General features: G+C 30.0%; 13 protein-coding genes. 1 reads left to right on the top strand and 12 read right to left on the bottom strand.

Annotated elements, in window-relative coordinates:
- Positions 1-139: 139 nt before the first annotated feature.
- From bvRMA01_RS04830 to thyX, 12 genes are all read right to left on the bottom strand, one after another.
- A complete protein-coding gene (locus bvRMA01_RS04830; RefSeq protein ID WP_247032554.1) occupies positions 140-949 on the bottom strand; it encodes a hypothetical protein in 810 nt (269 codons plus the stop codon).
- Positions 950-1,027: 78 nt separating this feature from the next.
- Positions 1,028-1,822, bottom strand: a complete 795-nt coding sequence (locus bvRMA01_RS04835; RefSeq protein WP_247032555.1) for a virulence associated lipoprotein — start codon at positions 1,820-1,822, stop codon at positions 1,028-1,030.
- Positions 1,823-1,968: 146 nt separating this feature from the next.
- Positions 1,969-2,850, bottom strand: coding sequence for a hypothetical protein (locus tag bvRMA01_RS04840; protein WP_247032556.1), 882 nt, complete (start codon positions 2,848-2,850; stop codon positions 1,969-1,971).
- 618 nt (positions 2,851-3,468) lie between these two features.
- Positions 3,469-4,275 (bottom strand): hypothetical protein, encoded by an 807-nt coding sequence (locus bvRMA01_RS04845; protein ID WP_247032557.1) that lies wholly within the window; start codon positions 4,273-4,275, stop codon positions 3,469-3,471.
- Positions 4,276-4,475: 200 nt separating this feature from the next.
- Positions 4,476-4,814, bottom strand: a complete 339-nt coding sequence (locus bvRMA01_RS04850; protein ID WP_247032558.1) for a hypothetical protein — start codon at positions 4,812-4,814, stop codon at positions 4,476-4,478.
- Between the two features lie 9 nt (positions 4,815-4,823).
- Positions 4,824-5,438: a hypothetical protein gene (locus bvRMA01_RS04855; protein ID WP_247032559.1), complete on the bottom strand. Its 615-nt coding sequence runs from the start codon at positions 5,436-5,438 to the stop codon at positions 4,824-4,826.
- Between the two features lie 859 nt (positions 5,439-6,297).
- A complete protein-coding gene (locus bvRMA01_RS04860) occupies positions 6,298-6,468 on the bottom strand; it encodes a hypothetical protein (protein WP_247032560.1) in 171 nt (56 codons plus the stop codon).
- Positions 6,453-7,019 carry a hypothetical protein gene (locus tag bvRMA01_RS04865; RefSeq protein ID WP_247032561.1) on the bottom strand — a complete coding sequence of 189 codons (567 nt, stop codon included), beginning with the start codon at positions 7,017-7,019 and terminating at the stop codon, positions 6,453-6,455. The genes bvRMA01_RS04860 and bvRMA01_RS04865 overlap by 16 nt, the downstream gene beginning before the upstream one ends.
- Before the next feature lie 310 nt (positions 7,020-7,329).
- Complete coding sequence (gene nrdF, locus bvRMA01_RS04870; RefSeq protein ID WP_020282285.1) at positions 7,330-8,295, bottom strand: class 1b ribonucleoside-diphosphate reductase subunit beta; 966 nt, start codon at positions 8,293-8,295, stop codon at positions 7,330-7,332.
- Between the two features lie 40 nt (positions 8,296-8,335).
- Positions 8,336-10,411: a class 1b ribonucleoside-diphosphate reductase subunit alpha gene (gene nrdE / locus bvRMA01_RS04875; protein WP_247032562.1), complete on the bottom strand. Its 2,076-nt coding sequence runs from the start codon at positions 10,409-10,411 to the stop codon at positions 8,336-8,338.
- A complete protein-coding gene (gene nrdI / locus bvRMA01_RS04880; RefSeq protein ID WP_020282287.1) occupies positions 10,389-10,778 on the bottom strand; it encodes a class Ib ribonucleoside-diphosphate reductase assembly flavoprotein NrdI in 390 nt (129 codons plus the stop codon). Before nrdI ends, nrdE begins: the two co-directional genes overlap by 23 nt.
- A 6-nt stretch (positions 10,779-10,784) precedes the next feature.
- Complete coding sequence (gene thyX, locus bvRMA01_RS04885; protein ID WP_247032563.1) at positions 10,785-11,603, bottom strand: FAD-dependent thymidylate synthase; 819 nt, start codon at positions 11,601-11,603, stop codon at positions 10,785-10,787.
- Between the two features lie 405 nt (positions 11,604-12,008).
- Between thyX and bvRMA01_RS04890 the strand changes: the two genes are divergently transcribed.
- Positions 12,009-12,830 carry a S2/P23 family protein gene (locus bvRMA01_RS04890; RefSeq protein WP_247032564.1) on the top strand — a complete coding sequence of 274 codons (822 nt, stop codon included), beginning with the start codon at positions 12,009-12,011 and terminating at the stop codon, positions 12,828-12,830.
- The last annotated feature ends 34 nt before the right edge of the window (positions 12,831-12,864 follow it).

Genomic DNA, 12,864 nt, shown 5'->3' on the forward strand with positions numbered 1-12,864 from the left:
TCAACTTCAAATTTACTATTTGAGCACATTTAACTAACTCCTTAACTGAAACAACAATGTGATACGCTAGTAGCATTACTGTTTATAAAGGCTTAAAGACATACTAATAAATACATACGTTTTAAACCCATCACATTTATTATTGCTGTGATTCCACTTTAACATAAAATTTAATTTCAAGTCCCTTTATCATAATCCTTAACTTTAAATCTTGAACTAAGCTCTCATTATCAGTAATTTTTTTAAGCTCATCAGTCATAACTACTCTATCACGCCATAATGGCTCTGATTTCTCTATAGCTATCTTAATCTGAGACATCGCATTGGTCCTTAAATCCGACAATTCTTTGAAAGCATTATAAATTGTAGTAAGTTCTTCTGCAGATTTATTATCTTTCAATTGCTCTAGATTGAAATCACTTAAATGGTCAACCACAACTCTTCTAATATAAAATGTAGTATTATATAAAATGTCTAATAACTTAGCAACAATAGTAGCTGGTCTGTCAGAAAAATAAGTGGGAGCTGTTGCGGGAGTTATTGCACTCACAATGGTTTCCAGTTTTGTAATAAGCCCAACATCATAACCTAAAGTATCATAAACTATGTCCTTTTCATCCCAGCCACTAAATTTGGGAAATTTTTCAAAAAAAGACATCTGAAAATAATAATGACCTCGTCTAAACCTAAACTGAGCAGCTCTAAATGCTTTTCTATATTTTTCTAACTCACCTGTCAGTTTATCGTAAATTTGCTCTTTTGAGGTCTTAAGTATATGCTCAGAGGAACCCTCTACACGAGTTAAAGCTGATAATTTGCCCTTAAAACGACCTTCCTTATCTATGACATCTCTTGTCAAGGAACCACCTACTGCATTATTTCCGGGTCCACATCCCATCACTAATCCCAATGTACTAATTGCACACAAAATCATACACATCTTTTTCATTGAAATCACCTATACCTCTCTTCAACCCTGCAAAAGTTTCTATTATCAAAACACACTGACTGCAAAAAATTAGCAAATTTAATATAAATCTCTCTCATCTATCTCCTCATCTTTCCCGTCAACGAAATATTGAATTTTATGTCCTATTTGCATGATCTCTAAACTTAACTGAGAAACCGATTTTTTAGAATCAACAATTTCCTTAAGCTCAGTTAACATGGCTGTTTTATTATACTCAAAATTCATTGCTGACTCGATAGCTGTCCTAATTTGAGACATCACATTGGTCCTTAAATTAGACAGTCTCTCAAGAGCATTATAAAGCTCAGCAAGCTCTTCCTTAGATTTGATCAAACTTAGTTGTTCTAAACTAACATCATTTAAATGATCAACCAAAACTGATTTGAAATAATATGTAATATCATATAAACGATTTACTAATTCAACAATAACATGTGATGCCAAACCACTTTCATATGCTTCCTTTAAAGTTATTTTACTCATCATTGTCTCTAACTTTTTAATAAGATCAACATCATAACCCAAAGTAGCATAGATCATATCCCGCTTCTCATCAGTTCCAAATTTTACCAATCTGTCAAAAACAGGAATACTAAATTGATGCTGTCCTTGTTCAAATTTAAACTGACAAGCCCTAAATTCCTTTCTGTACCCTTTAACTCTACTTTTTAATTTTTTGTAAATTTGACCGATTAAAGGCTCAAGTAAGCCATCTACATGAATTGAAGATGATACTCCGATATTAACACGAACTTTCTGATTTTGCCCACCTATTGCCTTACCTCCCGCTAAACACCCCATAATCAATCCTAAGATACCAATTGTACACAATACCATAAATACCTTTTTCATTTAAAACCTTTCTTTCCTCCTACATCTTTTTATTAATTTTTAAAGTTTTTGATTAATTTAATATACCCATGTCCGCAAAACACTAAAAGCCAATCACAATCCCATTTGAAAATCATTACTTGCACATCACATAACAAAAATCTCAATTATTGTGATTCTGAAGCCACATTAACTAAATCTTCAATCGTTTTTGTTATGACCATCATCCTTCCAAGTGTCTGTCTAATCTCCCCGTTTTGATCAATAATTTTTTTCAGTTCAGCTTCCATAGCCGCTTTATTAGATTTTGATTCTGCTAATACGATATATCGATGCAATTTAAATATCAATTTCTCTCTTAATTGAATTAATGTCTCTAACAAATCCTTAACAGCAATAATATTATCTGATATTACGGCATCATTATTCTTCATTTTATCTAGATTGAAAAGATTTAAATGATTATTCAACACGACTTCTCGTACATAATACGTAACATTATATAAAATGTCCAATAAACTAGAAGCAATGCCCTTATCTAACCCGCTTAAATAAGAAGGGACATTCGGATCTACTTTATTTATCAGTGTTTCTAATTTTTTAATAACTTTAATATCATACCCCAACGATGCGTAAACTATGTCCTTTTTATCTTCACCATCAAATTTTGCAAATCGATTAAAAAAAGGAATACTAAACTGATGTTTACCTTGGGTAAATTGAAAATTTGCATCTAAAAATTTATTCTTAGACTCCCTCACCACTCGTTCAAGCTCATCAAAAGATTCTTCTTTGCTTCCTACCAAAACTGGTGGCAAATCTTCAGATAATTCTGTATACTCAACTCCATCATTCTCATCTTGTGGAAGGGACTTAAAATCTGCAACTGGTTCATTTTCTGAAAACAACCCTTCTTCTGCAACTATTTGTGCTTTCGTAAATGCTAAGTCTTCCTGAAGTCTTGAGCGATATCCCATGTCTTGATTCCAATAAAATATTATGAATACAACCGATAATACGCACAATAATATTATGCCAAAATTTTTCATACATTCTCCTTTTTAAAATTAATACTACTTAATACTACATAGTCATTACTATGTAGATATAGTGTATAATGCACACCAAATTTTATTATTATACACTGCTATACAAATTATTAAATAATTTGATTTTAAATTAATGTTCAAAATATTAATCAACCATCGCAATGAATTTTAACAAAAAATTTCTGTGTTTGCATCAAAAGACAAAGTCACTTCAATTTTCAAACAACATATATTACATACCCTGTATGTCTCACCACATATTACTTACAAATAATATACTTAAATAAGGCAAAACAAATACACATTCAATCAAATACCACACTTATGATCAACAGTCCACATCTATATGAACCATTAAAATCATCTTCCTTAGTTTAAGTAATTTAAATTATAACTTAATTTACAATTTAATAATAAGTTTTGTTTAAGTTTATTACAACTTTTTAAAACATACTTGACCTAAAAAGGTCTTAAGATTACCTAATTTATGCTCATGTACTTTAATATTATTTATTATACGACTACCTATATAAGTAGTCGTATATCTTGCAAAAAATAAAGAGTATTGTTATCTTTGTGCTAAAACAAATTATTTAATACTTATTTAATTACTTATATTTAATCGTCTGCAAAAAATTTGCCTGCCAATAACTCAGAAATGAAGCTTACATAGCGTTCCATAGAATAAATATTTGAAGCAATCAATCTCAATTCCTTCAGATCAAAATGATTCATCAACATATTTAAAATGTCTTTTTTATCGCTAAATCGCAAATCTACCTGATCTAGCTTATTTTTGATTTCATATAATATCTTTATAACGGTGGTTCCAATAAGATTCCATCCTTTCAAAAATCTCTCTAAGGTCCAAAAAATGACAGCAATAGTTGCCTCATCTTGAGAAAACAACTTTAATCGTGATTTCGTTAAATCCTCATATACAACTTTTGTAGTAAGATCTGACATTCTATCTAACATTGATAAAAAACTATTTATGCTCTTTAAATTACGAGAACTAGGATCATCTAAATTTAACATATATAATAGATCCATCAATATATATGCAGGTTGAACCTCGTATTGTAAGGCCGTAAGAATATTATGATATGTAGCTAAACTATCTACTAATGAGCTCATTTTATTCAAAGGAAAGTTAACTCTCTTTTTTTCTACATTAGTTTCCACCTCAAAGAGTTCTTTTTTATGCTTAACAAATGTTTTGTGACGATCTAACATAGATGCTATATCAGATACACTACATGTTAAATTACTATCTCTTAAAATCTTTAAAAGATTAGAGCGACTTGGACGTGTCGAAAGTGCCTTGCGGTTGACAGAAGATCTCAAAAAATTATTATCAGCAAACATGGTTGAATAACTCAAACCATATCCATTATCCTTGAATGACTTTTTTTCGGGGTTCACTTTTACTGAATGCTTACAAGCTATTACAAATATACATAACAATATAATTAAAATAATACAAACATTAAGCTTTTTCAAATCAAACTTCCTTATTTAAAAATTAATTATATAATATTAATAATTACACAATATGACCAATTTTTAATAAATTTAATCAAATTGACATACAAACTAAACAAATATATTACCGAAACACCAAATTAAAGAGCTCTAAGTAAATTATTAACTGCACATTGAATTACAGCCGCTTTTCTTTGCGCAAAATTAAATGCTGAGATAATATCTCCTTTATCATTCATAATCTCTTGCAAGACAACCAACATGTTTTGTCTATTACCTATCTTTACATTTAAGATCACATTTTTAATATTGTCTATAAATCGAGCCCTGGTTTGAATAAATTCATCTAAATGATTACTAAGTTCAATAAGTTTTTGTGCAAAGTTACTGTTTGCAAGAGAACTTAAGCGTGTCCCATATAAATACTCATTGGTAATCTTCCAAGCTGGAATTGTAATTTCATATAAAGAAAATAACATACCATAACTTCAATCTAACAACTTTTTATGAAAGTTTGCGGCTAATGAATCTCCTATTGGTGCCGTGATATCCAAGTTTAATGAAACAATTATTGCCTCTAACTTATTGATAACTTTAACATCATACCCTAGAGAAGCATAAATCTTGTATACTATATCCATGTGACTAAACTTATCAGATACTTCATAAAAATGGGTTTGTGATAATGTCTCTAGATTATCTCCTGTACTATCCGTTTCTTGACTACCATTTGTCTCACTTTGTTTGCTAACCTTTTCAACATAAACTTGAAAACTTTGTTCTTCATCGAAAAGTTGTGTCTTGTATTTTTTTACAACTGATTCAATTTGAGCATAAGCCTTATCTCTTTCTACTTTCTCATCTTCCAATAGTTCTCTTGGAAATTTTTCAAATGCATCTTCTGCACATAATGAAACATCTGTTTTTGCAAGCTTTGATGTTAAACCTGCTCTGTCTACCATTTGCTCATTTCCACTAACCAATCCTTGTCCTGTTTGTTGGGGTCCTGTTTGTTGGGGTCCTTCTGCTGATTTATTACAAGTTATAATAAGTAAGCTAAGTAATACATTGAACATAAATAATACTGCATAAAACTTTTTCATGATTCCTCCTTAATAAAGAGTTGTACACACACATAGGGGCCAATTACTCTGCAACGCATCTTATATATTGATAATATATATATTATTGTATTTAATATCAAAATATATTTTTACATTCTGTATATTTATACTAATTTAAAATAGATATAAATTGCAATTATTTTTAATAAATTTAATCAAATTAATATTATTATTAAAGACGATACAAATTTATATGTTTGACCTTACACAAATACCTTGCATCATAACTATATGGTCATCATAATCACATTTATTAATACTGATTAATAATTTTAATCTCAAGACCACTTAAGTAAATTACCTAATTAATGATTCAATATGGCCTTTTATGTCGTTTATAAAGTCAATTAACCGCTTATTCTCGATTTATTCTTGCAACTCTCAGCAAAAATATTACTTATTTTATTATCTCTCAGTCAAATTTAATTTTTACACTTATAAGTCCATCTCTATATTCGTTAAATGCCAATTTAAAATTATCAAATCAAGAACATCAGAAGTTGTAACAGGTTGTAACACCCTCTCCAAGCACCAAAAACCTGTCAACCTATGATATAAACCGAAATTGCAAGATAATATAAATAATACCAACACATAAAATTAAATTTTTTTAATTACTTTTTTATTATCAAAATCACAAAACATTTTTACAAAATTTTCATGTAAAAAACTAAAAAAATACCTAAAAGATACAAATTTAATCATACTTTTAGGCATATACAAACTAAAGGAGAATAACAAAGTAAAGGACAAAGTACTTTAAACCACATTGTACGTGTTTAAAAGGACTAAATTAAAACACAAAAAGCTTAAACCCTTTTTGCTACTTAAATATTATTTAACTATCTTTGAAATCCTCCCTAGACATTTTTCTTACAAAAGGAACACTTGATTTAATCATCCCATCATCAATAATGTTCTTTAACTTTTGCAAAATATTTTGTTTGCTACTAGCTAGATCTATTGCCAAGCTCCGCCCCATCACTTGCAAAACTAACTCTTTTCCCATAGCCATGCTCTTTTCAAATTAAAAGTGATTATAGAAACAATACCTATATTTCTGCTGATAATATTTCCAGTCAAATTTGCATCACTAGGATACCCATTAAGGATTTCATCAATTGGTTTTGTAAATTCCTTTAAAAGACACAATAAATCATAAACAACCTTTGTATCTCCAGCCATGTAATCAGAGAATAAGTCTAATCCCTCAGAGATTTTAGCCAATTTTTTGCTGACTGTAGCATCATATCCAAACGTATCATAAACATTAATCTTAGACTTTAAACACTGAAAGACTGGTATAAATTTATAAAAAGAAATATTAAAATTATGATTGTTGTTTTTATGATTGTTTTGTTGGTTTTGTTGAAAATTAATGATTGCATTATTAAATTCATCTCTAAACATTTTTACGGCTCCATTAAGTACACTGCAAGCCCTATCTCTCACTTCAATGTCTCTCTGGAACAGATTTGAGTTATAAAGAAAATTATAAAACAGTATAGTCACAATAAATGATATAAAAAAAATACCAAATAGAACACATATTTTTTTCACAAAACATTCCCCTTCTCAAAACCACACAATATACATCTTGATATTTATTATTATATAATAAAATTACATTTATAAAGCGGTTTAATTTAAAAAAATTATTAAAAATAATATAAATTATTACATTTTTTTAACCACTTTAACAAACAAGCAAACAAAATAAACTAAAACCCCCCTAGAAGAGGATTTTTAATTTAAATTAAATACAAACTAAATTAGAAAATTCATATAAAATCTTAAAAAAAAAGCGAAAAAACATAAAAAAAGTTAAAAACTTTAAACTAAAAGTTAAAATCAAAATAGGAAATGAAACTCATGCGAAATCATCATCCTGCAATGGCTCAATTTTCATGGGCTTTATGTAACCATTACCTTTAGTAGAGAAAAAATCATGGGTTTTAGTATCAGTTCTAAGACCATTTAAAACCAAAGGATTAACATCAATATCTTGAATGTTAAATGTAGGCTCGAAACCTAAATTCATCAAGGCCTTGTCAGCATTATACCTAACAAAAACATCAACAGCAGATTCAAGACCAATAGATGAATATAAGTCTTTAGTATATGCCTTTTCTAGATCATAAAGCCTATCTAAGATAAACATAGCTTCTTTGTAAGCAAATTCTTGTTCTCTAGAAGTCATTTTATTAAACTCTTCTTGTGCCAATAGACCAACGAATACTCCATGAACAGATTCATCACGCAATATCAAATTAATAATTTCACCACTATTAATCATCTTACCTTGACCTGCAAGATAGAGTGGATAAAAAAATCCAGAATAAAACAAAAAAGTTTCAAGAAATACAGAAGTACACAAAGCCTTATATAAACTCATTCTATCGTGTATGTTGTTATACTTCCCCAAGATCAGATCTAATTTATCTTGAAAATTTCTATAAGTTTTTACCCAATCAAATATATAATCTATTCGCTCTATGTTTGATAGACTTGAGAATATGCTACTATAACTCTTAGCATGCATATGTTCCATAGCACCCATAAATCCAAGAACCGGTTTATAAGCCAGATTATCTATTGCCAAAGCTATACGAGGCATACCAACAGAACCTTGTTCTGTATCTAATAATGTAAGTCCACCCAAAACCTTCTCATAAACATCCCGCTCATCGATATCTAAGGAATTCCAAACCAACTTATCATCAGAGATAGGGATCTCTTCATCTACCCAAAATTGTCTTATATTTTGGTCCCAAAACATCTTGGTATAACCATTATTTAATCTATTCCAATTTATAGCTTCTCTATTCATATTCATTTAACAATTCTCCTAAACTTATATTTCATATATATTGCATTTATATTGCACAAAGAATACATTCATCTACTGAGAGATTTTTATTACGCGTATAATATAAGCTCTTAAGTCCCTTATTTTTAGCATAAATGTAAAGTTTTACAAGTTCCCTGGTACTAGTTTCATTTGTAACATAAAGCAAGGTACTAATTCCCTGATCAACATGCCGCTGAGCCTCACTTACAAGATCAATCAATTTTTTCATATCCATGTAATATGCTGATTTAAAAAGCAAAGCATTTTCCCTATTAAGATATGGCATTGGATAATATGTTGTAGAATTACCATAAACCCTAGCTTCAACAGGTTCAACAATAGGCATAAGAGATGTTGTTGCATTTTGAACATAAGATATACTCTGAGTTGGTGCAACGGCTAACCTATAAGAATGATAAAGCCCATGAATTTGAACATCACGCTTAAGGCTCTCCCAATCACTCTTTAGAGGAAGTTTAAGTCCACTAAATATCTGTTTTATAACATCTGTTTTGGGAGTGAAATCTTCACTCAAATACATATCAAAATAATTGCCATTATAATATTCACTCTTATTGAAATCTTTAAAAGCACAGCCTCTATCTCTTGCAATATTCATACTACTCTTAAGGGAATAAAAATTTAATAACATAAAAAAGGTACGAACAAAATCCAAAGCTTCAGCACTCTCATAAGAGATTTTATTTTTAATCAAAAACCCATGTAAATTCATAACACCAAGACCAACGGCATGATAATCATTATTTGCCTTCCTTATACTTGGAGCATTTTTAATATCAGCCTTATCAACAACCGATGTCAATGCCCTCATAGCAATATCAACGGTATGTTCAAAATCACTATTAATTACATTAACGATATTGAGTGAACCTAAGATACAACTGATATCATATCCAATCAAATCCTCCTCACCATAATCACCAATAACTGATGGCGTTTGAATCTGAAAAATCTCTGTACAAAGATTAGACATCTTAATTTTTCCAAGACCTTTTAGTGGATTATTTAAATTACATGCTGTTTGGTACACTATATAAGGATATCCAGATTCAAATTGCAGCCTAGCAATACGAATCAATATGTCTCTAGCAGAAAGCTCTTTTTTCAAAATACGAGGATCACTTGCAAATAAGTCGTATTCTAAGTCAAAATCGATCTCATTCATAAAACGACCAGTTGCCTTATAAAGCGAATATGGTGCGAAAGCATAATAATTTTTACCTTGTTTTGCAATATCAAAAAATTTATCTGGAATTATTACCCCTAATGATAATGTTTGAACACGGCTTTTCTCATCAGCATTGATCTTCTTTGTATCCAAGAAATCTTCTATATCATAATGAAAGATATTTAAGTATACAGCACCAGCACCTTTTCGCTGTCCCATCTGATCTGCATAATTAAATCCATCTTCTAAAAGCTTCATAACGGGAATAATCCCTTTTGCAATATTAGGAATACCCCGTATCTCCTCACCCCTAGCCCTAATATTTGAAAGATTTAAAGCCACTCCTCCACCAATTTTTGAAAGCTGCATAGCAGAAGAGATATTAAAAGTAATACTATTAAGGGAGTCTCCCACTTCCAACAAGAAACATGATACAAGCTCACCTCGTACCTTCTTACCAGCATTTAAAAATGTAGGTGTTGCGGGCTGATAGCGTTGTTTGATCATCTCTAAAGCAAGTTTTAAAGCAAAATCAAAACATCCATCTGCTAAAAAGAGACTAACTGCAATTATTCTATCCTCATAAGATTCAAGATAAGTATTCCCATCATTCATCTTAAGTGCATAATCTTTATAAAACTTCGAAGCACTCATATAAGACTTAAACTGAAAATTCTCAAGACTTACAAGATTATATATTTCAAGTATCTGCTCTTCAGAATAGTTTTCATAAAAATTTTCATACAAATCATTATCAATTAAATAATGCATTCTCTCATTTGGATTTTTAAATTTTAAAGACTTAGAATTGACTTCACTTAAAAAAATACTCAAAGCCTCAAGATCTTTTTCTAATCTGTAAAATCCATCCTTTAAAACCATAATTTCATTATTTAACTCTAAGTGCCTCATTTTTAATCCTTTCTACAAAATTCTCAACATCATGTGATGTTCCTGAAAGCTCAAATTTTAATATTTCGCAAACATTATATTCATTTTTTATTAAATTAACAGCATTGCAAAATGAACCACCCCAATTTCTGTTTCCAGAACCAGCAACTCCAACCATAAGCTTAAAATTATGCTTTAAAAATTTCTCTACCTCAGGTGGAACTTTTCCAAAAGCAAACGTATATGTAAGTAACACATAAGGCCTACTTACGATCTCATCACCTGTAACCACACGAAAAATATCTTTAAGTCCCGTTTTTGCAATAAAACGCGACACATTCCCTGTTTTTGAAGCATAAACTACTAAAATATACTTAACTCCTTTCATGACAAATCATAAATTAAGTTTTTCTTTTAACCGATTTAAACTCTTATCCTGCAAATTAAGTTTGGTTAAATCTAATACCTTTCGAATCTCACATACCTCTTCACTTGAGAGCATAACGCCCCCCAAAATATGTCTCTTAAAACTAGCAGTTGCTAAAGGCACTACTAACTTAACAATATCTAATAGAACATTAGCATACTCCCTTATCTCTTTTTGTGCATGTCCTGATGATCTAAGCTTAATAAAATGAAATAAATTATTAAGATCAATTTGCCAGTACCATTCGGTATACAAACTTAAAGGCAGAGTTATTCTTGCAAGCTCTCTAGATACATCATTCTTGATCATATCATTATAAATCTTGTAAGAAGTCTTATAACTCTCATCTAGACCACCTAAAGAGGATAAAGCAATATCATCATCAACAGGCTCATCTGAACGTCCCTGTTTATTAGTAATACTTTGTTTCTTAACATCTTCCCTGCAAGGAACATAAAACTCTTCTCTCATCAAACTATAACGGCCTGAGACTTCATTAATTCTTGATGTTCTATGTCTCATCCACTGTCTTGCTACAAAGATTGGCGCTTTAACATGAAAAGTAAAAACCACTTGCTCAAGTGGACTTGTATGCTCATTTCTTACCAAATAGTCAATAAGACCAGCATTATCCCTTTTTGCCTTAGAATCTCTATAAGAAACTCTAGCAGAATTTACTATTCGCTCATCACTACCCATATAGTCAACAAGTCTTAAAAAACCTTTATCTAAAACTTTGTATTCCTTATCTAAAATCTCTTCTGCAGCCTCTACATGATCGTGCATATACCCACCCTAATCAAAATTTCTATTTTTTAATAAAGTTGTCACCAGAACTTCCGGGTGACTAGATTTTCATATAAGACTTAGGAATAACATTACAATTATTCTGCAATAATCTATGTTATTCCATAAATATCTTAACTATTACACAACACATCTCATTATACAAAATAAACTTCCCCTTAATAAAAATTGAAAAAACAATTAAAACCAAAGTTAGTAAAACAAATGTTAACATAAAACTACCTAATATTAAATAAGCATTTTTTACGATATAAAGATACTTAACCACAAATACATCCTCTAATAAGCTAAATATTTAATACTTAAATATTTAATACTTAAACATTGAATTTAAATGAAAAATGAACTTTTAGCTATATATTTCTGCACTTGGGGAGGTCAAAATTGCAAAAAATAGTTTTTTTACTACCGTTATTTATAACATCTTGCTTCTTAAGTGATAGCATTATAAAAAATATTAAACCTAAGCTTGAGCAAGCAATAATGCATAATGACAAATCAAAAAAACACTTAGAAGAAAAAGAGGATGAACATGAAAAATTAATAAAAGAAGATGCCACTTTTGAAATACTTGAAGGTACTACTGAAAAATGCATGTGCCCAATCTGCTGGTTGTGGTGTGGATGCCCACCAAAATGCCAAATCACTTGGATGAAAATTAAAGCCAAAGAAATCATCGAGGATAATCAAAAACCACTGGAAGCTTTAAAAGGTAAACTTAGATACTCATATTCAGTATCACCTATCAAATATAATGATCAGTACAGTAAGTACGTCATGCCTTTAATATTATTTGAAAGCATGGACGAGAATATTGAAGTAACCTCATTTAAGTTAATAAATCACACCAACCTAGATTTCAACACCAAAAACGTTTTGGGTGGAATTATTCAAGGTATACCTAAGGTAGAAAAATCATCTGAAGAGGGATACAAAAACGTATATCCTTATGGAATATTAAATGCACTAAATCCAACTGGTGGGGATGAGTTAATATCTGCTTTTGCTGCTCTTTACCAAAATGGCAAATGGAACCTTATGGAAGGAGAGATAAAAGTTAAAGATAAAAGCACAAACACCGAGACAACCCACAAAATACTATTAAGTGGTAAATTATTTAATGAATTTATAAAAACAGTTGTATCTAAACATCAAGGTACCACAACTGCAAATACCAAATTTAGAGTTCCAATTAATTCCAATTAACAATTAGATTAAAAAATAACGGTTAATTAAATTA

Source organism: Borrelia venezuelensis, assembly GCF_023035835.1.
GTDB classification, from domain to species: domain Bacteria; phylum Spirochaetota; class Spirochaetia; order Borreliales; family Borreliaceae; genus Borrelia; species Borrelia turicatae.

Bases quoted from the DNA above. Each gene is read 5' to 3' on its own strand.
- bvRMA01_RS04830 (WP_247032554.1), bottom strand. From the start codon at position 949: ATGAAAAAGATGTGTATGATTTTGTGTGCAATTAGTACATTGGGATTA.
- bvRMA01_RS04835 (WP_247032555.1), bottom strand. From the start codon at position 1,822: ATGAAAAAGGTATTTATGGTATTGTGTACAATTGGTATCTTAGGATTG.
- bvRMA01_RS04840 (WP_247032556.1), bottom strand. From the start codon at position 2,850: ATGAAAAATTTTGGCATAATATTATTGTGCGTATTATCGGTTGTATTC.
- bvRMA01_RS04850 (WP_247032558.1), bottom strand. From the start codon at position 4,814: ATGTTATTTTCTTTATATGAAATTACAATTCCAGCTTGGAAGATTACC.
- bvRMA01_RS04855 (WP_247032559.1), bottom strand. From the start codon at position 5,438: ATGAAAAAGTTTTATGCAGTATTATTTATGTTCAATGTATTACTTAGC.
- bvRMA01_RS04860 (WP_247032560.1), bottom strand. From the start codon at position 6,468: ATGGGAAAAGAGTTAGTTTTGCAAGTGATGGGGCGGAGCTTGGCAATA.
- nrdF (WP_020282285.1), bottom strand. From the start codon at position 8,295: ATGAATATGAATAGAGAAGCTATAAATTGGAATAGATTAAATAATGGT.
- nrdE (WP_247032562.1), bottom strand. From the start codon at position 10,411: ATGAGGCACTTAGAGTTAAATAATGAAATTATGGTTTTAAAGGATGGA.
- nrdI (WP_020282287.1), bottom strand. From the start codon at position 10,778: ATGAAAGGAGTTAAGTATATTTTAGTAGTTTATGCTTCAAAAACAGGG.
- thyX (WP_247032563.1), bottom strand. From the start codon at position 11,603: ATGCACGATCATGTAGAGGCTGCAGAAGAGATTTTAGATAAGGAATAC.